The organism is Sulfitobacter sp. W074 (assembly GCF_025142275.1).
In the GTDB taxonomy this organism is placed as follows: domain Bacteria; phylum Pseudomonadota; class Alphaproteobacteria; order Rhodobacterales; family Rhodobacteraceae; genus Sulfitobacter; species Sulfitobacter profundi.
The window spans coordinates 748,459-774,654 of sequence record NZ_CP081130.1; the positions used below are offsets into that span (position 1 = coordinate 748,459).

23 protein-coding genes are annotated in these 26,196 nt (G+C 59.9%); 16 read left to right on the plus strand and 7 right to left on the minus strand.

The window, feature by feature from the left end; all coding sequences use genetic code 11:
- Nucleotides 1-164: 164 nt before the first annotated feature.
- From K3762_RS03630 to K3762_RS03665, 8 genes are all read left to right on the plus strand, one after another.
- A complete protein-coding gene (locus tag K3762_RS03630) occupies nt 165-902 on the plus strand; it encodes a response regulator transcription factor (RefSeq protein ID WP_120350317.1) in 738 nt (245 codons plus the stop codon).
- Nucleotides 899-2,347, plus strand: coding sequence for a HAMP domain-containing sensor histidine kinase (locus K3762_RS03635; protein WP_260011538.1), 1,449 nt, complete (start codon nt 899-901; stop codon nt 2,345-2,347). The genes K3762_RS03630 and K3762_RS03635 overlap by 4 nt, the downstream gene beginning before the upstream one ends.
- Before the next feature lie 615 nt (nt 2,348-2,962).
- The gene (locus K3762_RS03640) at nt 2,963-3,952 is read left to right on the plus strand and encodes a DctP family TRAP transporter solute-binding subunit (RefSeq protein WP_260011540.1); all 990 of its coding nucleotides are present in this window, start codon (nt 2,963-2,965) and stop codon (nt 3,950-3,952) included.
- Nucleotides 3,949-4,323 (plus strand): cupin domain-containing protein, encoded by a 375-nt coding sequence (locus K3762_RS03645; protein ID WP_240791598.1) that lies wholly within the window; start codon nt 3,949-3,951, stop codon nt 4,321-4,323. Before K3762_RS03640 ends, K3762_RS03645 begins: the two co-directional genes overlap by 4 nt.
- On the plus strand, nt 4,320-4,793 hold the full coding sequence (locus tag K3762_RS03650) for a TRAP transporter small permease (RefSeq protein ID WP_260011543.1): 474 nt from the start codon (nt 4,320-4,322) through the stop codon (nt 4,791-4,793). The genes K3762_RS03645 and K3762_RS03650 overlap by 4 nt, the downstream gene beginning before the upstream one ends.
- Entirely contained in the window at nt 4,790-6,073 is a 1,284-nt protein-coding gene (locus tag K3762_RS03655) for a TRAP transporter large permease (RefSeq protein WP_120350321.1), read from the plus strand. Before K3762_RS03650 ends, K3762_RS03655 begins: the two co-directional genes overlap by 4 nt.
- 28 nt (nt 6,074-6,101) lie before the next feature.
- The gene (locus K3762_RS03660) at nt 6,102-7,346 is read left to right on the plus strand and encodes a Zn-dependent hydrolase (RefSeq protein WP_260011552.1); all 1,245 of its coding nucleotides are present in this window, start codon (nt 6,102-6,104) and stop codon (nt 7,344-7,346) included.
- Nucleotides 7,343-8,290 carry an ornithine cyclodeaminase family protein gene (locus tag K3762_RS03665; protein WP_260011554.1) on the plus strand — a complete coding sequence of 316 codons (948 nt, stop codon included), beginning with the start codon at nt 7,343-7,345 and terminating at the stop codon, nt 8,288-8,290. Before K3762_RS03660 ends, K3762_RS03665 begins: the two co-directional genes overlap by 4 nt.
- Here K3762_RS03665 and K3762_RS03670 read toward each other — a convergent pair.
- Nucleotides 8,272-9,204, minus strand: a complete 933-nt coding sequence (locus K3762_RS03670) for a LysR family transcriptional regulator (RefSeq protein WP_260011557.1) — start codon at nt 9,202-9,204, stop codon at nt 8,272-8,274. The genes K3762_RS03665 and K3762_RS03670 overlap by 19 nt on opposite strands.
- 166 nt (nt 9,205-9,370) lie before the next feature.
- Between K3762_RS03670 and K3762_RS03675 the strand changes: the two genes are divergently transcribed.
- From K3762_RS03675 to K3762_RS03705, 7 genes are all read left to right on the plus strand, one after another.
- A complete protein-coding gene (locus tag K3762_RS03675) occupies nt 9,371-9,715 on the plus strand; it encodes a RidA family protein (protein ID WP_260011560.1) in 345 nt (114 codons plus the stop codon).
- 108 nt (nt 9,716-9,823) lie between these two features.
- Entirely contained in the window at nt 9,824-10,438 is a 615-nt protein-coding gene (locus K3762_RS03680; RefSeq protein ID WP_260011563.1) for an RraA family protein, read from the plus strand.
- A 54-nt stretch (nt 10,439-10,492) separates the two neighbouring features.
- Nucleotides 10,493-12,025, plus strand: coding sequence for an ABC transporter substrate-binding protein (locus K3762_RS03685; protein WP_260011565.1), 1,533 nt, complete (start codon nt 10,493-10,495; stop codon nt 12,023-12,025).
- Between the two features lie 72 nt (nt 12,026-12,097).
- The gene (locus tag K3762_RS03690) at nt 12,098-13,018 is read left to right on the plus strand and encodes an ABC transporter permease (RefSeq protein ID WP_132444869.1); all 921 of its coding nucleotides are present in this window, start codon (nt 12,098-12,100) and stop codon (nt 13,016-13,018) included.
- The gene (locus K3762_RS03695) at nt 13,018-13,890 is read left to right on the plus strand and encodes an ABC transporter permease (protein WP_132444870.1); all 873 of its coding nucleotides are present in this window, start codon (nt 13,018-13,020) and stop codon (nt 13,888-13,890) included. Before K3762_RS03690 ends, K3762_RS03695 begins: the two co-directional genes overlap by 1 nt.
- Nucleotides 13,891-13,895: 5 nt before the next feature.
- Complete coding sequence (locus K3762_RS03700) at nt 13,896-14,870, plus strand: ABC transporter ATP-binding protein (RefSeq protein WP_132445063.1); 975 nt, start codon at nt 13,896-13,898, stop codon at nt 14,868-14,870.
- Nucleotides 14,867-15,811 carry an oligopeptide/dipeptide ABC transporter ATP-binding protein gene (locus K3762_RS03705; protein ID WP_132444872.1) on the plus strand — a complete coding sequence of 315 codons (945 nt, stop codon included), beginning with the start codon at nt 14,867-14,869 and terminating at the stop codon, nt 15,809-15,811. The genes K3762_RS03700 and K3762_RS03705 overlap by 4 nt, the downstream gene beginning before the upstream one ends.
- 160 nt (nt 15,812-15,971) lie before the next feature.
- Here K3762_RS03705 and guaD read toward each other — a convergent pair whose 3' ends face one another.
- The 5 genes from guaD to xdhA are packed head-to-tail and all read right to left on the minus strand — an operon-like array spanning nt 15,972 to nt 23,702.
- Nucleotides 15,972-17,315: a guanine deaminase gene (gene guaD / locus K3762_RS03710; RefSeq protein ID WP_260011585.1), complete on the minus strand. Its 1,344-nt coding sequence runs from the start codon at nt 17,313-17,315 to the stop codon at nt 15,972-15,974.
- A 59-nt stretch (nt 17,316-17,374) separates the two neighbouring features.
- Nucleotides 17,375-18,976 (minus strand): xanthine/uracil/vitamin C permease, encoded by a 1,602-nt coding sequence (locus K3762_RS03715; RefSeq protein ID WP_120350333.1) that lies wholly within the window; start codon nt 18,974-18,976, stop codon nt 17,375-17,377.
- A gap of 41 nt (nt 18,977-19,017) precedes the next feature.
- A complete protein-coding gene (gene xdhC, locus K3762_RS03720) occupies nt 19,018-19,899 on the minus strand; it encodes a xanthine dehydrogenase accessory protein XdhC (RefSeq protein ID WP_260011588.1) in 882 nt (293 codons plus the stop codon).
- Between the two features lie 3 nt (nt 19,900-19,902).
- The gene (gene xdhB, locus K3762_RS03725; RefSeq protein ID WP_260011591.1) at nt 19,903-22,221 is read right to left on the minus strand and encodes a xanthine dehydrogenase molybdopterin binding subunit; all 2,319 of its coding nucleotides are present in this window, start codon (nt 22,219-22,221) and stop codon (nt 19,903-19,905) included.
- A 17-nt stretch (nt 22,222-22,238) separates the two neighbouring features.
- Nucleotides 22,239-23,702, minus strand: a complete 1,464-nt coding sequence (gene xdhA / locus K3762_RS03730) for a xanthine dehydrogenase small subunit (RefSeq protein ID WP_132444881.1) — start codon at nt 23,700-23,702, stop codon at nt 22,239-22,241.
- A 158-nt stretch (nt 23,703-23,860) separates the two neighbouring features.
- On the opposite strand from xdhA, the gene K3762_RS03735 reads away from it, so the two are divergent.
- Nucleotides 23,861-24,763 (plus strand): LysR family transcriptional regulator, encoded by a 903-nt coding sequence (locus tag K3762_RS03735; protein ID WP_120350337.1) that lies wholly within the window; start codon nt 23,861-23,863, stop codon nt 24,761-24,763.
- A gap of 144 nt (nt 24,764-24,907) precedes the next feature.
- Here the strand turns inward: K3762_RS03735 and K3762_RS03740 are convergent, their stop codons facing one another.
- Nucleotides 24,908-26,140: a urate hydroxylase PuuD gene (locus tag K3762_RS03740; protein WP_067628530.1), complete on the minus strand. Its 1,233-nt coding sequence runs from the start codon at nt 26,138-26,140 to the stop codon at nt 24,908-24,910.
- Nucleotides 26,141-26,196 lie beyond the last annotated feature (56 nt).

Genomic DNA, 26,196 nt, shown 5'->3' on the forward strand with positions numbered 1-26,196 from the left:
AGGGCAAAGCATGCAATGCGGACATAGCGGGTATCTGCGCCCGACATGCATTTATTCCCACCGCCCGTTACAGCTTGTTACTTAGCCGTGGATTTTGTTGCATCATATTACATAAACGAGGGGCGAGGCAGCGGTATCCCGCGCCAGCCTAAGGAGGAGAGCGGTTGACGATTCCCCGAATTCTGGTGGTCGATGACGACCCCGAAATGCGTCAGATGATGACGCAATTCCTCCGTAAACACGGGACAATCGCGCTGCCCGCTGCCACGGAAGCCGAGGTTGCGGCTCATCTCGAAGGCGGGCGGGTCGATCTGATTTTGTTAGACGTCATGCTGGGGGACGAAAACGGGCTCGATATCTGTGGGCGGCTGCGACAGGAGCAGGACGTGCCGATCATCATGGTGTCGGCCCTTTCGGCAGATCACCAGCGCATGGAGGGCTACGCGGTGGGGGCCGATGATTACATCGCCAAGCCTTTTAACCCCGAACTCCTGCTCGCCCGCGTAAAGGCCGTGCTGCACCGAACGCGGCGGTCGTCTTCGCTGGTGCATCGCCGCAACACCAAGACGTTCACCTTTTCCGGCTGGACCTATGACGCAAAGCACAACGAGGCGCGCTCTCCTACCGGGGTTCAGGTGTCCCTTTCCCGGCGCGAGACTGCCTTGCTGCGGGTGCTTCTTGCAAATCCCCACATACCCCTGACCCGCGAGGAGATCGCCGTCGCGCTTGACGTCACCGGCGAGGCAGAACCGCAGGGCGAAGGACTTGGTCGCGCCATCGACGTGCTGGTCGGGCGGCTGCGCTCAAAGATTGAGGCAGACCCCAAGCACCCCAAATTCCTCAAAACCGAACGCGGGGTCGGCTACGTTTTTGCGGTCGACGTGATGGAACAGGACACGTGATCAAGCGCCGCAGCCTTCGGACGATCGGCAGCCTCCTCGTTATCGCGGCCTTCATAGCGGGCGGGCTTGCCGTCTGGCTTTGGAGCAATTCAAATGCAAGCTGGCGGGCGCATCAGGAGCGGGCCTATGTCGCGGGCATCAACCTTTACTACGCCGTGCAAAACGGCACCGTCCCGGCCGAAGAGGTGCAAATTCGTGCCCTGTCACCGGAAGATCAGGTCCACGCCGCTAACGGGGCCTTTCGCCAGATTTCGCAGGCCCCTCACGCCGCGCGGGTGACCATCGTCTTGATCTCTGCCGACAGCGCCAACAGTCAGACCGGTGCGCCCCTCACCATGGCGATCCTGTCGCCCGACCTTACCTACAAACTGGCCGAGATTCCTAACCGGGCCTATCAAACGGCAGCGGAAAAGGCTGGCGAGGTGTTTCGACTGGTAGCCTCCTATTGCACCGATCCGGTCGTGCTTGCCCAGATGGGCAGCGCCCCGTGGTTTGAGATTGACGGCGCTTCGGTGCTCAACTGCGACGCAGCGCCCGCCGACCATCGCATGTGGGCAGTTCTGCTGGCCGCACTTTCCATGGGGGCGATCCTCACGGTGATCCTGAACCTCTCGGCTGAGTTTTCTCAATTCGCCGAACAATTGCGCAGCCGCCGACGCATCGGTGGCCCGGCGAGCTATGAGTTGCCCGGACCACAAGAATTGCAGGAGATCGTCGCCGCCGTGAACAGTTTCCTCGAAGATGAGCGCCAGCAATTGTCCAGCCGCGCTGCCGTCCTTTCAGGGGTCAGTCACGACCTTGGAACACCCGCCACGCGGCTTCGGCTGCGGACTGCGCTGATCCCGGATTCCGAATTGCGCCAGAAGCTTGAGGCCGATATCGACAGCATGACAGGCATTATCGAAAGCGTGCTGACCTATACGCGGGCCGAGATGAATGTCGAAGCGCCCCGCAAGCTCTCGCTCGGCTCGCTGATCGATTCAATCGTCGCGGACTATCAGGATATGGGCAAGGATGTGACCTTCCGCGAAGGCTCTGACATTATTGTGCAAGGCGCGCGCTCGGTCTTCACGTCGCGGCAGGGCCAAAGCGTATTCGCACCTGACCGGGATGTTACAGTGATGGGGCGGCCGATCTCGCTTGAACGTGCGGTAACAAACCTCATCGAAAACGCCCTCAAATACGGTCGACGCGCCACCGTCGCGTTGGAAGCCGATGCCCAGACGGCAACGATCGTTATCGAAGACGAGGGCTCGGAAAGCTCTGCTGCGGATATGGAAGCTCTGATGGCGCCATTCCAGCGCGGTACCAACACAGCAACGATCGACGGTTATGGCCTTGGCCTTACAATCGTCGCAGCGATTGCGAAAATGCACGGTGGATCGCTGACGTTCAAGGACACGCCCGTCGGCCTATCCGCCTGCCTTTTGATCGATAGAGGGTGATTAAAGAGGTTAATTGGTGCCGCGTTTGGAACATTCACAGTGACGAAATGCGCGCCGTTGCAATCGCTGCACTTTATCGCGATTGGCAGCATCGCCATAGGCGCAGGTATCTCAACGCCGTTGCGCATTTCATTGCGTTTTATGATGGCGTATTGGTCGATGTCACAAGAGTTCCCAGCACTGATTTCAATCGCGTCCATTGGGGTGGGCACCGCGAATTGACGTTTCGCCCGATCTGTCGACCTTCACTCTTCGGAAATGTTGCGCCATGCATGGCCGGTTTGGTGAAGCTACACTGCAGCGCTCGGCCGTGAAGCGAACGGCAGGTAAGGGCCGGTATTACCTATCAAAGCGAGTAGAAAGTGGCTTGCCAACGTGACACTCGGCAGTCGAATACCCCGCAAGGGCTGGCATTGGCGGCGTGCTTGGCAAACCGGCCCTGAGGAAAATGGTTGCGACGATAGGCGGTGGGCCGATATTCCGGCTAACTGGCGCGGCCCCAAGCGTTGAGGAGCATTGGCAAAAGCTCTCCCAACCATAGGCTGGGCCTATTTGCTTGGAATCCGTGATCGGTATTTCTTCTGCGGCAATCAATGCTCAACAGGAGAGACCCAAATGAAAGCCCCCACCACCCTTATCAAAGGCGGCCTGCTGGCGGTTAGCCTTGCGGCCTTTGCACCGGTTGCCGCCTTGGCTGCCGATGTGTCCATCCGACTTGGCCACGTTCTGCCGGAAAGCCACAGCTGGCACACCGCTGCAAGCGGGTTCGCGGACGAAGTGAACAGCCGCACCGAGGGCCGCGTCGCGATTGAGGTCTTCCCTTCGGGCCAACTTGGCAGCGAAAAAGAAGTGATCGAGGGCCTACAATTCGGCTCGGTTCAGGCCGGACTGATCGGCTCAGGCTCGTTTCAAGGGATTGAGCCACGCATGGGCATCATCGAGATGCCCTACGCATGGGGCGCCCGCGAACAGGCGTTTGCCGCGCTTGACGGCGATCTGGGTGCCGCGCTGGCCGAGATGATGGACGCCAAAGGCATCAAGGTTTTGGGTTGGTGGGAAAACGGCTTCCGCAACATCACCAATAATGTCCGCCCAATTGAAAATCCGGAAGACCTCGCCGGTCTAAAAATCCGCGTCACACCAGACAAGGTGCGGCTTGCTACGTTCGAAGGACTGGGCGCTGAGCCCGCACCGCTGTCCTTCGGTGAGCTATATTCAGCGCTGCAACAAGGTCTGTTCGACGCGCAGGAAAACCCGCTGGCGATCATCTACTCGGCCTCTTTCTTTGAGGTGCAGAAGTACGTCTCGCTGTCTGAGCACATCTGGGGTGCCGCGACGCTGACCATGTCGAGCGCGACGTGGGACAAAATCTCGCCCGAGGACCAGACCATCGTGATGGAGGCCGCCACTACTTGGGGTCTGAAACAGCGCGATATGGTTGCCGCCGCGAATGACGAGTTGATTGCGCAGCTTGAAGCGAAGGGCATGGCGTTCAACGAGGTCGACAAGGCTGCCTTTATCGAAGCGGTCGCGCCGATCTGGGAAAGCCAAAAGGACGTCTATGGCGAAGAACTTCTGACCATCCTTGACCAGTACAGCAAATGACCCTGCGGCCTGAAATCACAGAAGTTGCATCGGTGGAGCCGGTGCAACTTTTCGACTTTACACAGAAAGTGCTGTTTTCACCGGCGGCGCGCGGCGAGGGCTTTATCAAGCTTTCCGTGACCACCGGCCGAAAGGGGGCGAAGTCCACCGCGCACAGCCATCCCCGGGACGAGGTTACGCTCACACTTAAAGGAGAAGCGATCCTACGGGCAGGGGGCGAGGAATACCATATGACCGAAGGCACCGCTGTACGCCTGCCGCCGGGGCTCGATCACACGGTCGAGGTGATCTCAGACGAATGGGTCGTTGTCGCGGCCTATTGCGACGAATGCATGCTCTGTCGCGGACCGGAAGGATTTCTGAAACCATGACACTCGGGACCGGGTCGCTGCGCGCGGCCACTTTGATCGACCGTGCCGCGCGCTGGTTTGGCGCCGCTCTGGTGGCGGGGTTTGCCGCGATGGTCGTATACGTCGTCATCTCGCGCTACCTGTTTTCCTCCACACCGCGTTGGGCTGAGGAACTGCCCCGGCTGGCGTTGGTCTGGCTCACCTTCGTGGGCGCGATCTCGGGCTTTGTGCGCGGCTCGCATTTTCGCGCCGGGCTGCTCGACCTGATCGTCATGCCGCCGATGCTGCGCCGTGGGCTGGCCGTTCTTGCCTGGCTGGCGAGCTTTGTTTTTCTTGCGGTGTTCATCTTGACCGGCTGGAAATTGACCGCAATCACATGGTCGCATCAGACGACCGCACTCTCGCTACCCGTAGGTCTGTTCTACCTCTCCCTGCCGGTCTGCTGCGGTCTCGCCCTTCTGGGCCTCATCCTGAAAGGGGGCCGGACATGAGCCTTGCGCTTGCTCTTCTTCTCGTGGTCTTCGTTGTATTGGTGCTGCTGGACGCGCCGATTGCCGTCGCGTTGGGCTTGTCGTCGATGTTCTACCTGCTGATTGCCGATGCTGCGCCGATGATCGTTGTGGCCCAGCGGGCCGTGGCAGGGATCAACAGCTTTACGCTGCTGGCAATCCCACTGTTTCTTTTGGCCGGGCTGTTAATGGTCCATGGCGGGCTCGCACCCCGGATCATTGCACTGTGTTCGGCGCTCATCGGGCGGCGCACCGGCGGGCTGGCGATGGTCATGATCATTGCTTGCATGATGTTCGGCTCGCTTTCCGGGTCTGGCGTGGCCGATGTGGTGGCGATCGGGACGATGATGCTGCCTGCAATGCGCGACCAAGGCTATGCGCCGGGGTTCAGCGCGGCAGCTCTGGGCTGCGCGGGGTCGCTCGGCACCGTGATACCGCCTTCAATCGTGCTGATCGTCTATGGCACCGCCACCAACAGCTCAATCGGCCAACTTTTCGTGGCCGCGATCATACCCGGAATCCTTCTGGGCCTCGGGCTGATGTTGGTAGCGTGGTGGATTTCGCGCCGCAACGGATGGCAGGGCGGAGAGCCGTTTTCTTGGGGTGAACTTGGCCGTGCTGCCAAGGGCTCGATCCTCGCCATGCTGGCACCGATCATCATTGTCGGTGGGATCCGACTGGGGATATTTACCCCCACCGAAGCTGCGGGCATCGGCGTGGCCTATGCGCTTTTTATCGGCATTTTTGTCTATCGCGCGCTGAGCCTCAAGATGCTGGCCCAACTCTTGCGTGAGACTACGGAAATGACCGGTGTGATCTTGCTGGTGATTGCCGCGGCGTCGGTCTTTGGCTGGATCCTCGCTGCCGAACAGGTGCCGCAGATGGCCGTTGCAGGGATCACGCAGGCGACCGAAAGCGGCACTGTTGCCTTGCTGATGATGATGGCGGTCTTGTTGATCCTCGGCACGTTCATGGAAAGCATCGCGATCATTCTGATCCTCGCGCCGGTCTTCCTGCCAATCCTTGGCCACTACGGTATCGACCCCGTCTACTTTGGCATTTTGCTGACCATCAACCTTGCCATCGGCGCGAACACCCCACCGCTTGGCATTGACCTGATGGCCGCCTGTCGTGTGGGGCAAATTCCGCTTAGCGACTCGTTTAAATACCTCGTGCCGCTGCTTGGCGTGATGGTCGGCGTGTTGCTGCTTCTTGTCCTGTTTCCTGCTCTAATTACCGATCTTCCGGGCCTCCTGTTCTGATCCCGGCTCTCAAGAAAGAAAGTTTCTCATGTCAATAACTCCCGATACCCGCGTTGACCTCGATCGGTTCTGGTCGACCATTGAAGCCTCGGCAGAGATCGGCAAAGGCCGCCCGGGCGGGTTGTCGCGCCTGACGCTGAGCGATGACGACCAAGCCATGCGAGACCTGTTTCGTAGCTGGTGCGAAGAGGCCGGGCTGAGCGTCGAGGTGGACGCCGTCGGCAATATCTTTGGTCGCCGCGACGGCACCGATAACGACCTGCCGCCCATCCTGATCGGCAGCCATCTCGACACCCAGATTAACGGCGGGCGCTTTGATGGCATCGCAGGCGTGCTGGCCGGGCTGGAAGTGATCCGCAGCCTCAACGATGCGGGCCATGTCACCAAACGCCCTATCGTCGTTGTCGATTGGACCAATGAGGAAGGCGCGCGGTTCTCGCCGCCGATGGTCGCGTCGGGTTGTTTCATCGGAAAATACGATATCGATTGGGTGCATGACCTAGTCGGCGACGATGGCGCGCGCTTTGGGGATGAGCTGGAGCGGATCGGCTACAAGGGCGACCGCGCCTGCAATGCGGGGGAGATCGACGCCTATTTCGAGCTGCATATCGAGCAGGGGCCGATCCTTGACGCAGAAAATAGGCAGGTCGGCATCGTCACCGGCGGTTACCCTGTGCGCGGCATGCGGGCGTCTTTCAGGGGCCAGACCTCGCACACCGGGCCGACGCCGATGGATCTGCGCAAGAACGCACTGGCGGCAGGGGCGCGCTGGCTGACGGCGGTAGACGACATTGGCTGGGATTTCGCGGTTCATGACGGCAAGGCCACCGCCGCACGGTTGACCGCCTGGCCCAATAAACCGGGCATCCTGTCGGACAAGGCCGAGGCGGTTTGCGACGTCCGGCATCCCGATCCGATCACGACCCGTGCGATGGCGGAAAAGATGCGCCGTGCGCTTTATGAATCCGCTGCGCGCTGTGGTTGCGAGGCGCAGATCGAAGATGAATGGGAATGGGGTGGCGACATCTTCGATCACGAGATGATCGACGGCATCCGCGATGAGGCGATCCGAATGGGTTTCAACTGGCGGGATATCCAGAGCCAAGCAGGCCATGACGCCTATTTCCTTGCCACCCATTGCCCGACCGCGATGATCTTCACGCCCTGCGAAAACGGCATCACCCACAATAACGAAGAAAATTGCACGCCCGAGAATTTCGTCGCCGGGCTGAATATCTTGCTGCATGCCGTCGTCAATCGGGCCGATCGATGAGCGCATTGATCGGACATGAGGCGCTTGAAGCGGCGCTGGGCTGGCCCGATCTGATCGGGCAATTGCGCGACTGGTACTGCGGCAACGCGGTGCAGGCCCCGGACCGGCAGGTGCTGAGCATCGCTCAGCCCGATGGCAGCGAAGCCTCGCTTCTGATCATGCCCGCATGGGTTCCGGGTGAAAGCATCGGCGTCAAGGTGGTGACCTTTTTTCCCGACAACGCCGCCAAGGGGTGCCCGACGATCAATGCAGGGTATCTGTTGTTTAATGGCGAAACCGGACAGATGCAGGCGGCGCTGGATGGCGACGCATTGACCGCGCGGCGCACGGCGGCGGCCTCGGCACTGGCGGCGGATTTCCTCGCACGTAAGGACGCCCGTCATTTGCTGATCGTCGGCACCGGGCAGCTTTCGCTCGCCGTGGCGGCGGCGCATTGTGCGGTGCGGTCTTACACAACGGTGTCGATATGGGGGCGCAGCCGCGAAAAGGCGGTGGCTGTCGCCGAAGCGCTCCGCGCACAGGGTCTGCCTGCGCAAGCCGCGCGTGACCTCGAGGTGGCGTGCCGAGCCGCGGATGTGATCAGCACAGTCACCGCCTCGACAGCGCCGATCATCCATGGCCACTGGCTCAAACCCGGCAGTCACCTTGACCTGATTGGTGCCTTTAAGGGTGATATGCGCGAAAGCGACGATCAGGCGATCACGCAGGCGGAGCTGTTCGTTGATCTGCGCGCCGGGGCCTCTCTGGCGGGTGACCTTGCTCAGCCGCTGGACGCAGGGCAGATCACGCCGGGCCACATCCGTGCCGATCTGGCCGAATTGTGCCAAAGGGCGCATCCGGGCCGGAGGGATGACACAGCACGCACCGTTTTCAAATCCGCAGGCATGGCGCTTCAGGACTTGGCTGCGGCCAACCTAGCGCGCGATCACGCCATATCGGGGTAAAGCGCCAGCAGTTCCTGCGCGATATCGACGAATTTCTGCTCCGAGGGCGACAGCTTCTCTCTCGGGGCGTGCACGAGATAGACATCGGCGCCGATGGCCTCATCGGTGATCTTGAGCGGCCAGAGATCGCCGCGCCGGATGTCGTCCTGCGCGGTCATCAGCGGCAGGATGCCAACGCCAAGGCCGGCCACGATCATCCTGCGAACCTCTTCGATGTTGGTGCTCAGCCCGTTGATGCGGCTGCCCAGCCGGGTGCCTTCGCGCAGAACCGACATCGGCTCGAGCCCCATGCCTTCGGTGGCGCAGGCGAAGCTGATGAAGGGCTCGTGCCTGAGATCCCGCAGTGCCACGGTCTCCTGCCCGAAGAGCGGATGCTCGGCACCGCAAAAGACGAGGAACTCTTCTCGAAATAGGCGGATCGACGGCAGATTGACCAACGGTTTGGCCAAGAGGCAAAATCCGATCGTGCCGCGCCCCTGTTGGATCGAGCGGACGATGGACTGGCTGTTCTGGACCTCGCTTTGAAAGGCCACGGAAGGATAACGCTGATGATAAAGCCGCAGCAACTCGTCCAACATCGGTGACACCAGATTGCTGATGATCTGATACCGGACCTGCCCCCGTTCCTCTTCTTCAGCATTGCGCACCAGAAGGTTGATCCGCTCGGCACTGTGAAAGATATCGCGGCATTCCTGAAAAATCTTGTCGCCGCGTGTCGTCAGTTCGAAATGGCGGCTGTCGCGGAAGACCAACTGGCAATCGAGTTGCGCTTCGAGCTTTTGCAGCGCATTGCTGACCGAAGGCTGGCTTAGGCCCAGCTGCCTGGCCGCCTTGGTGATGCTCTGCTCTTTCGCAATCATGTAGAACATGCGCAGCAGGTTCCAGTTCAGGTCGGATTGCGATTGGGTGATCATGGGGGCGACTCGATTTTGTTCGGGTTGGCTGAGAATGCCCTATTTTTGGTCACTGGCCACATAGTCAATGCGGATGCCTGTGATTGACAGCGCCTATGTGGCGCAACTGTGCGCTTCGCCCGCCGTCGGATAGGCTTGCCGCTCATTTAATCGGAAAGCGAAAAGCATGAGCATCACACGACTGCACCCAGGCCCGCGCAAGAGCCAGGCCGTCATTCACAACAACACCGTCTACCTCGCCGGCCAAGTCGGCACCGCCGGTGCGGATGTCGCCACCCAAACCCAGGACTGCCTGAACGCCATCGACCGCCTGCTGGATGAGGCAGGCAGCAGTAAGTCCAAGCTGTTGCAGGTTATTATCTGGCTGGACGACATGGCAGATTCCCAAGAGATGAACGCGGTCTACGACGCATGGATTGATCCTGCCAATCCGGCCGCGCGCGCTTGTGGCGAGGCCAAACTGGCCACGCCTGACTACAAGGTGGAATTCATCGTCACCGCGGCGGTCTGAGCACCGCCACCCGGCCCGGGGGTTATGCCTGTCATAACTCCCGGCTATTTGACCCATTAGCTCTCTCGCCGCCATCCTTTTCCTAGAAAACAGGCGACAGGACAGAGCATGACACCCCAACTCGACCTCTCGGACATCGAAACGGCGACGCTGGGCCATTTCCTTGAAACCGGCTTCATGGCGCCGTCGCTGCAGGGGCTGTTGCCCGGCCGTCGGGTATTTGGCCCGGCGCTGACCGTGCGCATACAAGGCGACGATGGCGCGATGCTCACCGATGCACTCTCTGCCGCGAAACCCGGTCAGGTCATTGTCATCGACCGTTGCGGCGATCTGCGCCATGCCTGCTGGGGCGCGGTTACCACCGCCGCCGCCAAGGCGCGCGGCGTGGTGGGCGCGGTGATTGATGGCTTTGTCACCGACCGGTCCGCCATAGAGCACGAAGACTTCCCGGTCTGGTGCCGCGGTCGCTCGCCAATCACCACCAAGCCGCGCCGGCTTGGCGGCGACTTCAACGTGACCGTGGGCTGTGGCGGTGTCTCCGTCCGGCCTGGCGACATGATCCTGGCCGACGAAAACGGCGTTGTTGTGCTGGACAAGAAACAGGCCGCAAACCACGCGGCGCGCGCCCGCAAGATGCAGAAAGACGAGGTCGGGATTCTCGAACGCCTGCGCGCGGGCGAGACACTGGCCGACATCACGCGGGGCGCAAAGCAGTCTTCCTAGAACCGGAAAACCGGCACCACCTTTCTTCACTTCACTCAACCGACAGAGAGACCCATGATTCAAACTGTATCTAGAAAACGTTTCACCGGGATGGCGGCGCTTGCCGCCAGCACAGCGCTGATGCTGGGCACGCCCGCATTGGCCGACAAGGCATCCAATACGCTCAACGTGGCCTTCGCCGCCGAACCCGAGCCGCTTGACACCTATAAGATCGCCGGTCGTCAGGGCCTGATCCTCGCGCGGCACATCTATGACGGGTTGCTTTACAAGAACCTCGACACGGGAGAGATCGTGCCCGCCTTGGCGGAATCTTGGGAATTCACCGGCCCGCTGACGATGGAGTTCACTCTGCGTCAGGGTGTGAAGTTCCACAATGGCGCCGATTTCACCGCCGCCGACGTGGTCGAAACGCTCAATACCGTGATCACCCCGGAATACGGCACCCGCTATTCGATTTCGGTCGACTGGATCGACAACGTCGAGATGCTGGGCGATTACAAGGTGCGCATCAATATGTCCAAGCCCTTTGCCGGCGCGGTCGAGATGCTGGCCGATGCGCTTCCGATCTATCCGCATGAGTTCTTTGCTGAAAACGGGTCTGCCGGGATAGCCGCCACGCCGATCGGCACCGGGCCGTACAAGCTGGTGAGCCAAGAGCCGGGCATTCGATACGAGATGGAGCGGTTCGAAGATCACTACGCCGGCAGCCCCAAGGGTGGCGCGACCATCGACAAGATCACCGTCCGTACCATCCCCGAAATGAACACCCAGTATGCCGAGCTGATCTCGGGCTCGCTTGACTGGATCTGGCGCATTCCCCCGGATCAGGCGTCGCGTCTGGAAGGCCGGGTTCAAATCATCAGCGCGCCGATCATGCGCATCGGATATGTGGGTTTTGCTCCAGAAGCGATGGCGGGCGACACGCCGATTGCCGACAAGAAGGTACGTCAGGCGCTAATCCATGCCACCAACCGAGGCGCGATTGTCGAAGCTTTCGCGGGCGGCGCCTCCGAGGTGCTGAATACCCCCTGCAACCCGGCCCAATTCGGGTGCGCGCAGGACGTTCCGGCCTATGAATACGACCCGGAGAAAGCCAAGGCTCTGTTGGCCGAAGCAGGCTATGAAGACGGCTTCGAGATGGAAATGGTGTTTGCCGCCATGCCCCGCCCGACGGCCGAGGCTGTGGCTGCGGACCTCGCGAATGTCGGCGTGACGCTGGAGTTGAACGAACAGCAATATTCCTCGGGTATCGGCAAGTGGCGCGCCAAGGAGCTTCCGGCGTTCTTTTCGAACTGGGGCAGCTACGGCATTGGCGACACGGCGTTTATCCTGTCGAACTTCTTTGGCGGCGGCGCGGACGATCTTGTGCAGGACGCCGAACTGGCTGAATGGCTGACCGAGGCCGATACCGCATCCGACCGCGAGGTGCGCGCCGAGAACTACGCCAAGGCCGTCAAGAAGGTCGCGGACGAGGCCTATTGGATGCCGATGTACAACTTCAACGTCAACTACGGGCTGTCCAACGACCTGAACTTCACCCCGCACCCCGACGAGTTCGCCCGTTGGTGGGCGGCCAGCTGGAAATAGGCTGACCCCTCCAGCGGAACAGGGCCGGGCGGACCGCTCCCCACTGTCCGGCCCCTATTAATGGAAAGACCGATGCTCTCTTTCATCTCCAAACGCTTGGCCGTGGCGCTGCTGGTCTGTTTGACCGTTTCAGCGCTGAGCTTCGGGCTGATGTTCCTGTCGGGCGACCCGGCGATTGCCATCGCGGGCTCCGGCGGCAGGGCTGAGGACGCCGAGGCGGTCCGTATCGCCTATGGCTTCGATAGGCCGCTGATTGTGCAATATCTCGATTGGATCGGCAGCGCGCTGACCGGAAATTTGGGGCAGAGCATTTATTTCAACGTGCCGGTGACCGAGATCATCGGCAATCGTGTCGGCGTCACCCTGACGTTGGGGTTCGTCTCCTTCATCGTTGCCTTGGTGATCGCCGTGCCCTTGGGCGTCGCGGCGGCGCTGCGGCCGAATGGCTGGATTGACCGCCTCGCGCTGGTGATCGCCGTCTCGGGACAGGCGATCCCGAGCTTCTGGCTGGGGCTCATGGCCATCGTCGTCTTCGGCGTCTGGTACGGCATGGTGCCGATTTCAGGTGCGGACACGTGGCAGGGCTATATCCTGCCGGTAATCGTGCTGAGCTATTACGCCATTCCAGAACTTATGCGGATCACCCGCTCGGGCATGATCGATGTGCTGGCCACAGAGTACATCCGAGCGGCCAAAGCCAAAGGGCTGCCAATGCACTTGGTGATTTCACGCCACGCGCTGCGCAACGCGGTGCTGCCGCTGGTATCGCTGGCGGCCGTGCAACTGGGCCAGCTTCTGTCCGGGTCCATCGTGATCGAGAGCGTTTTTGCGCTGAACGGGCTGGGGCGGCTGGCTTGGGAATCGCTGCTGCGCAGTGACCTGCCGGTGATGCAGGCGATTATCCTGATCCTGTCGCTGCTCTACGTCGTTCTGACCACACTGGCCGACATTCTAAACGCTGTACTTGATCCGCGCCTGCGGGGGGCTTCCTGATGTCCGAAGTCACCATGGAAACCGCACGGCCCAGCCTTTGGCGCAAGATGCGCGGCAATACCGGGGCGCTGATTGGCGGCACGCTGCTGGCGGGGATCATTCTGATCGCGCTGTTGGCGCCGTTGCTCGCCCCGCATGACCCGATCGCGCAGGACCTGACGCGCCGCCTTCTGCCGCCGTTCTGGCATGACCGTTCCGTGCCCGAACACCTTCTGGGCACCGATCACCTTGGCCGCGACTACCTGTCGCGCCTGATCTATGGCGCGCGGGTGTCTCTGGGTGTGGGGCTGGGGGTTATCCTCGTCTCGGGTGCCATCGGCATCACGCTGGGCCTTCTTGCAGGTTATTTTGGCGGCTGGATCGACATGGTTATCAGCTTCGCCATCACAACCCGGCTGTCGCTGCCCATCGTGCTGATCGCACTGGCGGCGGTGGCACTTGGCGGCGCGTCGCTGATCACGCTGATCACGGTTCTGGGTCTGCTGCTCTGGGATCGGTTCGCCGTCGTCACCCGCGCTGCCGCACAAAGCCTTCGACATCAGGAATTCATCATGGGCCTGCGGGCCATCGGGGCGAGCCGAACCCGCATCCTATTCCTCGAGATTCTGCCCAACATGCGCGCCACGATCCTTGTCGTCGTCTCGCTGGAGGTCGCAAACGTAATCCTTCTGGAAGCCGCGCTCTCCTTTCTCGGGCTGGGGGTGCGCCCCCCGACGCCAAGCTGGGGGCTGATGATTTCCGAGGGTCGCGACAATATTCTGTTTGATCCGTGGCTGATCGCCCTTCCCGGATCGGCGCTCTGTCTGCTGGTGCTGGCTGTGAACCTCTTTGGCGACGGACTGCGCGATATAACGGGACCTGCACGGAAATGACCGAGATGATGCTTGATATTCGCAACCTGCGCGTTTCGATCCCCACCGAACGGGGCATCTTGAACGCGGTTCGCGGGGTGGATCTGCAAATTGCCAAAGGCGAGACGCTCTGCCTTGTGGGCGAGTCGGGCTGCGGCAAATCGCTGACCGCGACCTCGATCATGGGACTGCTGCCGCGCTACGCCAAGGTCACATCCGACCGCTTTCAGATGGCGGGTCAGGATCTGACCACGAGGACCGATGGCAAGCTGGCAAAGCTGCGTGGCCGTGATGTTGCGATGATCTTTCAGGATCCGACCAGCGCGCTGAATCCGACGCTGACCATCGGGCGACAGCTGACCGAAGGCGTCATGCGCCACGAAAAGCTGAGCCGTAAGGACGCTAACTCCCGCGCCATCGAGATGCTCGACCGCGTGGGCATCGCCAATCCGGCGGCGCGCCTGACGCAATATCCGCACGGGTTCTCCGGCGGCCAACGCCAGCGCATCATGATCGCTTCGGCGCTCATGGGGCGGCCCGGACTGCTGATCGCGGACGAGCCGACGACCGCGCTGGATGTAACCATTCAAGCCCAGATCTTGGCGCTTCTGGGCGAGCTGCAAAGCGATCTTGGCCTATCGCTTTTGCTAATCACGCATGATCTGGGCGTGGTCGCGGCCATCGCTGACGATGTCGCGGTGATGTACGCCGGACGCATCGCCGAACGCGCGCCCGCCGCTGACCTCTTTGCCGCGCCGCGCCACCCCTATACCCAAGGCCTACTTGCTGCGATCCCGGTGCCGGGCGTCACCCCGCGCGGGAGCGAATTGCCCGCCATTCCGGGGCGCGTGCCGGGGCTGATCGGCACAATGCAGGGCTGCGCCTTTCGCGACCGCTGCGCCCTTGCGGGACCGGGCTGCATCAATGACCCGGTGCCGCGCGTCGACACCGGTCCCGGCCATTTCGTTGAATGTGTCAAGGCAGCGGAGGTGGCAGCATGACGCCGCCCATGATCCGAATGACCAACATCCGCAAAGCCTACCGTCTGCGCCGCGGCATGTTCGCTCCGACCGAGGAGCTGGTGGCGGTCAACGACCTGTCGCTTGAGGTGTCCGAGGGCGAAACGCTTGGGCTCGTCGGCGAATCCGGTTGCGGCAAAAGCACGGCGGTCAGCATTATGCTGGGCCTGTTGCAGCCAGACCAAGGCGAGGTCGAGATCGCGGGCCGGAAGATCGGCGCCATGCCGGTGGCCGACCGCGTGCGGCTGATCCAACCGGTGTTTCAGAACCCCAATGCCTCGCTCAACCCGGTCAAGCGCATTCAGACCCTCGTCGGCCAGCCGCTGCGCCTGCACGGCGGCACAAATGTCGACGCCGAGGTCAAGCGAATGCTCGATCTGGTGGGGCTGCCCGCGCGATTGGCCGATGCCTATCCCGGCGAGCTTTCGGGCGGGCAAAGGCAGCGTGTCGCCATCGCCCGCGCGCTCATCCTCGGCCCACGTGTGCTGATCTGTGACGAGCCGACCTCGGCACTTGATGTCTCGGTACAGGCGCAGATCATCAATCTGCTGCTTTCGCTCAAGAAAGAGCTTGGCCTCACGATGGTTTTCGTCAGCCACAATCTGGCCGTGGTCGAGCATTTGGCCGACCACGTGGCTGTCATGTACCTTGGGCAAAAGATTGAAGAAGCCGGAACCGATACACTTTTCGAAAATCCCTGCCATCCCTATACACGTGCCCTTCTTGCCGCGACCTTGTTGCCGGACCCACAGGTAGGGCTGCCGGAACAAAAGCTGGGCGCGGCGGCGGCGGACCCGTTTGCCGCACGCCGCGGGTGCCTTTTCGCGCCGCGCTGTCCGGATGTGCGGGAAGGCTGCGTCAAAGGCCCGCAAGAGCTCCGGGAGTTGCGCGACACCCATGTCAGGTGCGAGCGGGCGGCATGACGTCGTGTTCCTTCTGCGGCTGAACCACGCCGGTGAGCATTTCGGCAAAGCGCTGTTTTGCTTTGCGTGCAGGAACGAGACCCGCAGCCCCGAGCCCTTCGCCAAACATAAGGGCAGGCTGCGGTAAATCGCGATCAATCGGCAGAACCTGCGCGAGGCGCTAGGCGGTAATCCCCCCACTGAAGCGGACCACCCCTGCAGGCCGGTCTTGGCAAGCTTTTTGAGCAACGCCACTCACGTAGACTTCTTCGACAGCGCGGTCGTCCCCCATGATTTGCAGCACGAACAACTCCTCCGCGAGGCTCTCGGCGCGCTCCATGCGCAGGGCCATCGCGCTTGTGGCAGATGAGTTCAAGATCACAACGTCTGCCTCTGTTCCCGATGCCAACGTACCGATTTTGTCCTCCAGACCCAGAACATTGGCGTTGCCTCGTGTCGCCCAATCGAAAGCTTGGAGCGGATGCATAGATTGCCCCTGTAGCTGCAGAACTTTATAGCCCTCCTTCAGGGTTTGGAGCATCGAATAGCTTGTGCCCGCGCCCACGTCCGTCGCAATCCCGCTCTGAACGCCACGCGCAGTTAGGTTGGGATGATCAAACAGACCGCTGCCGAGAAAAAGGTTCGAAGTGGGGCAGAACACGGGATGCGCGCCGGTTTCCGCCAGCGCGTCAACCTCTCTAGGTTCGAGATGAATGGCGTGTCCTAACAGTGTGTTGTCCCGCAACAGGCCGTAGGACTGGTACACATCCAAATAATCACGCGCCTGCGGATAGAGCTCTCTGGTGAAGGCGATTTCATCTTTGTTTTCGGACAAATGCGTCTGGATGTGGCAATCAGAATGCTCCGCACCGAGCGCCATCGCCGTTTCCATCTGCTCTGGCGATGACGTGATGCCGAACCGGGGCGTTATGACATAGCCGTTCCGGCCTTTGCCGTGCCATTCGGAGATCAACGCCTTTGTTTCATCATACCCTTTCTGCGGCGTGTCGAGAAGATCGGCTGGCGCATTGCGGTCCATCAAGACCTTACCGCCCAGCATCCGCATATTGCGCCGCGTCGCTTCTGAGAAAAAAGCGTCCGCCGAGGTCTTGTGAACCGAACAATATGCGGCGGCGCTGGTTGTGCCATGCGCAACCAACTGGTCAAAGAACGCCTGTGCCATGCGGTGACTGTGGTCTTCGCAGGCAAAGCGCGTTTCTTCCGGGAAAGTGTAATTGTTGAGCCAGTCCAGCAGTTGCGAACCCCATGAGGCGATCACCTGCACCTGCGGAAAGTGAATATGGGTGTCGATGAAACCTGCCATCATCAAATGAGGGCGGTGATCCGTGATCGGCACATCGGGGGCTTTGGCCAATATACTGTCGAAGGGACCACTGTCTTGAATGATGCCATCGCTGATCAACAAACCGGCATCTTCAAGGTAGGTGTAGGCTTGGGTATCAGAGCCATCTTGCGGCGCGCGGTGAAAGGTCAACAGGCGACCGCGAAGTAGTTTTTGGGTCATATGGTTCTCAAATCTAGGGAAGAGTTTAGAGGGGCGGCGACCTGCCGCCCATCCTTTGGTTACGCCTGATGGGCGGGCATATCTTCGTCCATGAAGTCTGGCTCATCGGGCACAACAATGCGGTGCTCTAGGTCCTCTTTCGGTGCGACCAACGGATATAGGTACATGAAGGCGCCGACGATCAGGTAGCCTATGGTGATCGGGTCCAGTTGCGGCAGTTGCAGCTTGTAGGAATGAATGATCCCGACCGACGACATCAAAGACGCTGCGATTGCAAAACCGCCTGCCATTTTGAAGCGGCCGTCAATGATGTCAGCGACGATCGCACCCCAGATAAGTCCGGTGATAATCGCCCCCTGACTAAGCGCCAGATGGCCTTCGTAATGCGCGCCTTCCATCAAAAGCGCAGCGGTGAGCGCTTCGTCACCCAAAGATGGCAGACCCTCAACGCCGGAACTGCGCAGGGCATTCATCAACGAACCCCATTTGGTCACCAAGAAGGCCGAGATATGCGGCAGGATGGCGAAGGACACGGCAGCCATATGCATCGGCTTTACCGCCCATGCCGTATTGGTGATCAGGCTGACGGATACGAAGACCAAGACCGGTGCGGCCGCGGCAACCGGGATCAGACCCGCAAGGAACGACAAGAGCCCGACAAATGCGGCAGCGGCGATGACGACAGCAACACCAATGATATAGCCCGCATGTGCATCAAGCCGTTTGTAGGCGGGATGGCCGATGTAGACAGTCGTCGGAAAGGGCGATCCAAAGAGTGCGCCCAGCATCGTGCCCGCCCCATCGGTAACCTGACACAGACCGACCGGATAGTGGTCGCCTGCCGCTTCCGCAGATTCCACGTTGTTCATGGTTTCGATGAAGTTGTAGATCTGCACCGGGATCAGCACGAGGAACAGTTCAGGGTTCGCGAACAGGTACTGAATGCCGGCAAGTAGATCGCCGATGTAGGGAACCGGCGGGTAGAATCCGATTCCGCTCACGTCAACTTTGGACTCCCCCAAGACAATGGCGATCACTGTACCCGCAGCGATTGCCACCAGACCGGCAGGCAAGTTGCCCGGAAGGCGAAACCGTCCGATCAGCCCCCATAGGATGAACAACAACGACGTGAAGGCGATGATCGGGCTTTCGAAAATCTGCGCCAAGGGCACCGAGCCGATAAACACAAGCGCGATGCCGCATAGGGTGCCGAGCATGCCCGCGCGCGGCGTGATCTCTTTCAACCACGGCCCGACGATAGCCCCAAGTGCAGCGACGACACCGCCCATGAAGCCAGCCCCGATGCCGACCTGCCATGCCAGCAACGGGTCGTTCGTGGCCCAGTAGATTGGCCCGATGACTCCGAACAGATAGACGAACATCACGGGTGTCGAGATGCCATAGGGCAGGGCGGTCACGTCTTTGCCCTGTTTGTTGGCTGCCCATTTGGCCATATAGGTATAGACCGCAACACCGGCCAAAATGGCGATGGCCGCGCCGGGTACGATGCGGCCAAAAACGATTTCGGGTGGCATCTGAAAAACGAACTGGCAAACGCCAGTCAGGATCAGCAAGTTCACAAGGTTGTCGGTAAATAACGCCCAAAAAGCGTTGAAATCGCTGCGTGCAAACAGCTTGTAGTTATAAATCCTCCCGTCCATGACGGTCTCCTCCACTGATAGGGCGGAACGCCTCTGGCCAATCAGGCCAGTCTCCCCGTTCGGCCCAGATATGCGCGCCCGTGGGGCGCTTCTATTGCCCCGATCGGGGCGGTTGCGGCAGTTTCAGTGGTCAATTCAGCGATCACCTCGGCAACCACGAAGGCTGCAATGACGCTGGGCCGCTTGTCGCGGCTACCGCATGCCCCAATGGGGCAATTCAAATGTTCGATCGTTTGGCCGTCGCAGTGCATGCGCGCCCAGTTTTTAAATTTTGCGCGCTTGGTCGCCGAGCCGATCATACCGACGTACAAGGCATCACCCCGTTCCAACGCGGCGGAGGTCAGCAGAAAGTCTAACGCATGATCATGGGTCAGAACGATAAAAGCACTGCCTGCTGGCGCGCTCCAGATATCGGCCTCTGGCAGCACGCTGATACGGGTCTCTACCGCTGCCGTATTGAGGGCGATCTCCTCGGTTCGGGTGTCAATCAGGATGCATCTGACGGGCAAATGTTGAAACAGGTCGGCCAAGGCCCGCCCGACATGACCGGCCCCCATGACATAGACATGAGGCAGGGCGGCTTTTGTCTCGCGAGCCCGGTCCGCTGCGGCGCGCTTGTCTGATGACCGCATCCGTGTCAGGCGGATTTCGACCCTTCCCCCGCAGCATTGGCCGATCTCAGGGCCAAGCGGCACGTCCAACTCTCGCACCAAATCTCCGCTCTGCAGCATGTCCCGCGCTGCTTGGATGGCCAGAAATTCCAGCTGGCCACCGCCTATCGTTCCCCAAAGCCCTTGGGCAGAGGCAAACATCTCAGTTCCCTCGTTCCGGGGGGAGGAACCACGCACGCGGGTCAGTGCGACGCGAATGACCGATGCATGTGCCGCAAGAAATTCATCCAAAGAAACGGCGTTATTCGACATGGTTCACCCCTCGGCCTGCAACCGTGCCACAGCCAGCAACACCCGTTCCGGCGTGGCCGGCGCATCAAGACGCGGACACGCGCGGTAGTTGGCCACCGAAGCGACGGCCATCGACAGCGCTTCGAACACCGAAATGCCAAGCATGAAGGGCGGCTCTCCTACCGCCTTGGAGCGCTTCACGGTCAGTTCGCGGTTCTCCGACCAGTCGGCGAGGTTCACGTTGAATATGCGGGGGCGGTCGGAAGCGAGGGGAATTTTGTATGTAGAGGGCGCATGGGTCCGCAGTCGTCCGGCATTGTCCCACCATAACTCTTCGGTTGTGAGCCAGCCCATGCCTTGGATGAACGCGCCTTCGACCTGGCCTTTGTCGAGCGCCGGATTGAGGGAGCGGCCCACATCATGCAGGATGTCGGTACGCTCGACACGGTATTCGCCCGTCAATGTGTCGATTGTCACTTCAGAGCATGCTGCCCCGTAAGCATAGTAATAGAACGGACGCCCTTGGCCTTTGGCGCGGTCCCAGTGAATTTTCGGCGTCTTGTAGAAACCGGCCGCCGAAAGCTGCACGCGGGCAAGATAGGCCTGCTTGATGAACTCCGCAAATGTCAGGATGTCTTTGCCAATAAACACATGATTGGCGTGGAAACTTACCTCTTCTGCGGTAACACCCCAAGTTCTTGTCGCGAACTCGACCAACCGCGCTTTGATTTGTTCCACCGCGTTGAGCGCGGCCATGCCGTTCAGGTCGGTTCCGCTGGAGGCAGCGGTTGCTGACGTGTTCGGCACTTTCTCAGTGGTGGTCTTGGTAATCTTGATCCGCTCGAAGTCGACCTGAAACGCCTCAGCGACAATCTGCGCCACTTTGGTGTTCAGCCCCTGACCCATCTCGGTGCCGCCATGGTTCAGGTGGATCGACCCGTCGTTATAGACATGTACTAATGCGCCGGCCTGATTGTACCACGTCGCCGTGAAGGAGATCCCGAACTTGACCGGGGTCAGGGCAATCCCCTTTTTGAGCACCGGCGAGGTCTCATTGAAGGCCATGATGTCTTTGCGGCGCTGGCGGTAGTCAGAGGTGGTTTCCAACTCCTCGACAAGCCGTTCGAGAATGCTGTCTTCGACTTTCTGATGATAGGGCGTGATGTCTCGCCCTTTGCCGCCGTAGAAGTTCGCCTTGCGCACGTCCAGTGGATCTTGGCCTGTGGCATAGGCGATCTCTTCGATAATTCGTTCAGCCGCCACCACACCCTGCGGGCCGCCAAAGCCACGAAAAGCCGTGTTGGAGACTGTGTTGGTCTTCATCGGATGGCTTTCAAGCCGCACATTCGGGTAAAAATAAGCGTTATCGGCGTGAAAGAGGGCACGGTCGGTCACGGGGCCCGAGAGGTCGGATGAAAAACCGCACCGTGCAGCAAAGCTGCCATTCACCGCTTCGATGCGTCCCGCTGCGTCGAAAGACACATCGTAATCGATTACAAAATCGTGGCGTTTCCCCGTAGCCGTCATGTCTTGGTCCCGGTCGGGGCGGATCTTCACGGCGCGGTTCCACTTTTTCGCCGCCATAGCGGCAACAGCGCAGAACAGGTTCATTTGGCTTTCCTTGCCGCCGAACCCGCCGCCCATGCGGCGCACGTTCACCACAACCGCATTCGAGGGCACGCCGAGAACTTGAGCCACCATATGCTGCGCCTCGGAGGGGTGCTGCGTGGAGGAATGCACGTTGATATCATCGTCTTCCCCGGGAATGGCCAAGGCGATATGCCCTTCGAGGTACATGTGGTCCTGTCCGCCTACAGCGATCCTGCCCTTGATCCGATTGCTGGCGGTTTCCAACGCCCCATCGACATCGCCGCGTTCGAGTTTCAACGGAGCGGTGACGTGTGGGTATCCCGCCTGTTGCGCCTGAATGGGATCAAGCGCATGGGGTAAAACATCACAGCTGATCTTGGCTTTTTCTGCGGCGTGGCGCGCAATGTCCCGTGTCTCTGCGATCACCGCAAACAGGGGTTGGCCATGAAATTGAATCAAATCAGTGGGGAAAACTGGCTCATCATTCAGTCCCGTGGGGCTTAGGTCGTTGACGCCTGGCACATCCTCGGCGGTTAGGATGCCGATCACGCCCGGAGTTGCCAGAACATCGGTATAGTCGATGTCCAAAAGCGTCGCATGGGCAACATCCGAGACACCTAGATAGGCATGCAACGTGCCTTCGGGCAGCGTAATGTCGTCGGTGTAGTCTGCCGCGCCCGTGACGTGTTTTGACGCGCTGTCATGAATGCGGTCGCTGTGGGCGGTGCCGGTAATGGAAACGTTGTCTTTCATTTTTGCGTCTCCTTGCTTTAAGCGTTGATGAGTTGAACGGGAGCGGCGCTTTGCGCATCCTGTTCCAGATAAAAACGGCGCAGAAGATTCTGAGCAGAGAGCTTTCGATACGCCGCGGAGGCGCGCCAGTCCGTAAGCGGTTCGAAATCCTCGGCCAGCGCTGCTGCGGCGGCCTCGAAGTTTTCTCGCGTCCAGCGCTGACCATTCAGCGCAGCTTCTGCCGCCGTCGCACGTTTGGGTGTCGCGGCCATGCCGCCAAAGGCAATGCGGGCATTGCTGATGACGTTTCCGGTTACCGTCATATGGATGCCAACGGCCACCGACGAGATATCCTCGTCGCGCCGTTTGGAGATTTTATAGGCGGCGTTCAAATCATCGGGGCCGGGCAGGGGAACCTGAATGCTCTCGACAAATTCCGCCGGTGCGCGGTCCTGCTTGCCATAGTCTATAAAGAACTTTTCAAGAGGCACGTTTCGACGGGCAGCACCGTGGCGGAGCGTGATCTCTGCGCCAAGCGCGATCAGGACGGGCGGGGTATCACCGATAGGAGAACCATTGGCGATATTGCCCCCGACCGTGCCCATGTTTCGCACCTGCCATCCCGCGATACGGTTCCAGTAGGGGAGAAGATGAGGCAGGTGCTCTGACAGAATGGCCTGACAATCGGTGTAGCTGGCCCCGGCCCCGATTTTTAGCTGCCCTCCCTGACGCTCAACTGTTTTCAGCGCGTTCAGATGGCCGGTGAAAATCGCGGGCCCGATTTTACGCAGAAATTTTGTCACCCAAAGCCCGACGTCTGTGGACCCCGCCACGATGGTTGCGTTCGGGTAGCTCAAAAGGCAATCGGCCAGATCATCCACGTTAGCCGGGATGATGCTCAGGTTGTCTTTGGGTCCGGAGACGATGCGCTTGCCATGCTGAAGCGCTTGCAGTCGCGTCATTATCTGCGCGCGTTCGGCATTCAGAAGATCCGATGATGGCGTGCCATAGCGCGACACGGCCACCGCTGCCTTGATGATGGGCTCATAGCCGGTGCAGCGGCACAGGTTCCCCTGTAGGGCCGTCTCAACCTCTTGCGATGTTGGTTCGGGCGTCTGCATCCAGAGCGCATAAAGCGACATGACAAATCCGGGCGTGCAGAAACCACATTGGCTCCCGTGATGTTCAATCATTGCTTCCTGAACAGGGTGCAGCCGACCTTTCGGGCCGGAGAGATGCTCGACCGTGACCACATGACAACCGTTGATCGAGGCCAGAAACCGAATGCAGGCATTGATGGGCTCATAGACCAGCCCGGCATTGCCAAGCCGGCCCACCAGTACGGTACAGGCGCCGCAATCGCCTTCGGCGCAGCCTTCTTTTGACCCGGTCAGACGGCGTTCGAGCCGAAGAAAGTCCAAAAGCGTTTGGCTGGCTGAAACGTCGTCCAGCGCCACGTCTGTGCCGTTGAGAATGAAACGGATGTCGCGTTGATAGTCCAAGGGGTGCCTCCCAATCGCCAGTCTGGCTGTGATCGTCGCCGCTACGATAGACACAGTTGTTTAGGTAAAAAAATCACCGGAAACGCTAAATACTTTCAACAAAACGTTGAGAATTCATCGGACCTTGGGCATGTTCATATGGAAGGGGGGGGCGCCGTATGTCTTATATCGAAAGCTTGCGCGTCTTCGTTCGCGTGATGGACTTGGGAAGTATCACCGCGGGCGGGCGGGACCTGAGGCTGACGCCTGCAGTTGCCAGCAAGCGTTTGAAAGAGCTAGAGAAACATCTCGGCGTGCGCCTGTTTAACAGGACGACCCGCTCGATAACCCCGACAGAGGTCGGTACCGTTTTTTACGATGAGGCCCATGCTATTTTGCAGGCGCTGGATAACGCCGAGGCCCGGGTCGCCAGCTTTTCCGACGCCCCGCGAGGGGCCCTGCGGATCACGGCACCGCTTGGGGTCGGGCGTCGAATAGTTGCACCTTTGGTCCCGGAATTCTCTGAAACCTATCCTGATACTGAGATAAGGATGCGGCTGTCCGACCGACGGGTAGACATCATGGCAGACGGGCTCGATATCGCTTTCTTTATCGGGGAGCCGAGTGATTCCACGATGAAGCTGCGAAAGTTCGCGGATTGCGATCGGGTCTTATGTGCCTCTCCGGATTATCTTTCGCGTTGTGGAACGCCGATGACGCCTGACGATCTTCACGATCAGGCGCACAACTGCCTTTTGCTGCGGTATCCAAGATCGCCAGAGTATTATTGGACACTTCAGACCGATATGGGCCCCCGAAAGCTGGAGGTTCGCGGTCGGTTCGATGCTGATGACGGTGATGTACTGACCGATTGGGCGCTGGCCGGGCGTGGGATCATCAACAAGCCGCGCTTTGATGTGCGTGAACACCTCAAGTCGGGACGACTTGTCGAGGTATTACCGCACACTCCGCCAAAGCCGACCATTTTTGGCTGCCTGTATCCCCACAAAAAGCTTCAGGATCCAAAGGTTCGTCTGTTCGTTGATCACATCGCACGAAACAGCAAACGCTTTTTCGTCTGAGTTCGACGCCCGTTCAGCGTTGCACTCTGGTGTGACGGATGGCCGGGTGCCTGCCGCCGCGCCAAAGGTTTTTTGCCAATTGCAGTAGTGAACGCGCGCTGTCGGTGCCGATAATTCTTTGAAATAAATGCGGAATGGGGAGCGTTACTGGCTACGCACTTCGCGCACCCAAGCGACAATATTGCGTCGCGCTTCCTCGTCCATTTGTACGGCATTTGGCGGGGGCATGGCGTGGCTCACGCCCGCTTGGAGATAGATCTGGTCCGCATGACGCGCAACGTCGCCGGGGGTCTCAAGGTAGACCCCCTTTGGCGCCCACTGCATATTGCCCCAGACTGGTTCTCGGGCATGGCACATAGAGCAATTGCCGATGACGGTATCGTAAGCGCTCTCAAACCCCTCAGCAGAGGCATAGGCCTGCTCATATGCCGTCAGATCTCGGGCTTCTGCGTCCTCCCATGTCTCCCCCGTTCTGATGGTGGAAAGCCATGCGATCAAAACCATAAGCAGCACGGTCACCGCCCAAGTCCAATGCGGACCGGAACCGGTTTTGTGCATCGTGTTGAAGTAGTGGCGAATGGTGACACCGGTCAAAAAGATCAGGCTTGCAATGATCCAGCTGAACTCTGTTCCAAATGCCAGCGGGTAATGGTTCGACAGCATCAGGAACACCACCGGCAAGGTAAGGTAGTTGTTGTGGGTCGAGCGCACCTTGGCGATCTTGCCGTATTTCGCGTCAGGTGTGCGACCGGCCTTAAGGTCTTCGACAACGACCCGTTGGTTGGGCATGATCTGGAAAAACACATTGGCGGTCATGATCGTCGCCGTGAAAGCGCCGAGATGTAGCAACGCCGCCCTGCCGGTGAAAATTTGGTTGTATCCCCATGACATGATCACAAGGATTACGAACAAAAGCAGCATCAGAACTGTGGGGTGGTCGGCCAATTTGGATTTGCACATCGCATCATAGAGCAACCAGCCAATCGTCAGGGAGCCGCCGGAGATCAGGATGCCCTGAAACAGCGAAATATCGGCTTTGGTGGGGTCGAGTAGGAACAATTCACCGCCGACCCAGTAGATGATCATCAAGAGCGCCGCCCCTGACAACCAAGTGCTGTAGCTTTGCCATTTGTGCCATGTCAGGTGCTCTGGCATCCGGGCGGGCGCGACCAGATATTTGACTGTGTGATAAAAACCCCCGCCATGTACTTCCCATTCTTCGCCGTAGGCGCCGTCGGGCAGGGCGTCGTTTGGTTTAAGCATTAGATCGAGCGCGATAAAATAGAACGACGCACCGATCCACGCCATTGCAGTGATCACGTGTAGCCAGCGGACGCTGAACGCGATCCAGTCCCACAGAATTGCCAAATCGTACATGGCTGGTCTCCTTAGATTCGAATTTTCTAACACCCTAGGCGAGACGGGTTTGTTCT

Bases quoted from the DNA above. Each gene is read 5' to 3' on its own strand.
- K3762_RS03660 (WP_260011552.1), top strand. From the start codon at position 6,102: ATGTCAATAACTCCCGATACCCGCGTTGACCTCGATCGGTTCTGGTCG.
- K3762_RS03690 (WP_132444869.1), top strand. From the start codon at position 12,098: ATGCTCTCTTTCATCTCCAAACGCTTGGCCGTGGCGCTGCTGGTCTGT.
- K3762_RS03670 (WP_260011557.1), bottom strand. From the start codon at position 9,204: ATGATCACCCAATCGCAATCCGACCTGAACTGGAACCTGCTGCGCATG.
- K3762_RS03740 (WP_067628530.1), bottom strand. From the start codon at position 26,140: ATGTACGATTTGGCAATTCTGTGGGACTGGATCGCGTTCAGCGTCCGC.
- K3762_RS03665 (WP_260011554.1), top strand. From the start codon at position 7,343: ATGAGCGCATTGATCGGACATGAGGCGCTTGAAGCGGCGCTGGGCTGG.
- xdhB (WP_260011591.1), bottom strand. From the start codon at position 22,221: ATGAAAGACAACGTTTCCATTACCGGCACCGCCCACAGCGACCGCATT.
- K3762_RS03705 (WP_132444872.1), top strand. From the start codon at position 14,867: ATGACGCCGCCCATGATCCGAATGACCAACATCCGCAAAGCCTACCGT.
- K3762_RS03680 (WP_260011563.1), top strand. From the start codon at position 9,824: ATGACACCCCAACTCGACCTCTCGGACATCGAAACGGCGACGCTGGGC.
- K3762_RS03675 (WP_260011560.1), top strand. From the start codon at position 9,371: ATGAGCATCACACGACTGCACCCAGGCCCGCGCAAGAGCCAGGCCGTC.
- guaD (WP_260011585.1), bottom strand. From the start codon at position 17,315: ATGACCCAAAAACTACTTCGCGGTCGCCTGTTGACCTTTCACCGCGCG.
- K3762_RS03655 (WP_120350321.1), top strand. From the start codon at position 4,790: ATGAGCCTTGCGCTTGCTCTTCTTCTCGTGGTCTTCGTTGTATTGGTG.
- K3762_RS03735 (WP_120350337.1), top strand. From the start codon at position 23,861: ATGTCTTATATCGAAAGCTTGCGCGTCTTCGTTCGCGTGATGGACTTG.
- xdhC (WP_260011588.1), bottom strand. From the start codon at position 19,899: ATGTCGAATAACGCCGTTTCTTTGGATGAATTTCTTGCGGCACATGCA.
- K3762_RS03650 (WP_260011543.1), top strand. From the start codon at position 4,320: ATGACACTCGGGACCGGGTCGCTGCGCGCGGCCACTTTGATCGACCGT.
- K3762_RS03715 (WP_120350333.1), bottom strand. From the start codon at position 18,976: ATGGACGGGAGGATTTATAACTACAAGCTGTTTGCACGCAGCGATTTC.
- K3762_RS03640 (WP_260011540.1), top strand. From the start codon at position 2,963: ATGAAAGCCCCCACCACCCTTATCAAAGGCGGCCTGCTGGCGGTTAGC.
- K3762_RS03695 (WP_132444870.1), top strand. From the start codon at position 13,018: ATGTCCGAAGTCACCATGGAAACCGCACGGCCCAGCCTTTGGCGCAAG.
- K3762_RS03700 (WP_132445063.1), top strand. From the start codon at position 13,896: ATGATGCTTGATATTCGCAACCTGCGCGTTTCGATCCCCACCGAACGG.
- K3762_RS03685 (WP_260011565.1), top strand. From the start codon at position 10,493: ATGATTCAAACTGTATCTAGAAAACGTTTCACCGGGATGGCGGCGCTT.
- K3762_RS03645 (WP_240791598.1), top strand. From the start codon at position 3,949: ATGACCCTGCGGCCTGAAATCACAGAAGTTGCATCGGTGGAGCCGGTG.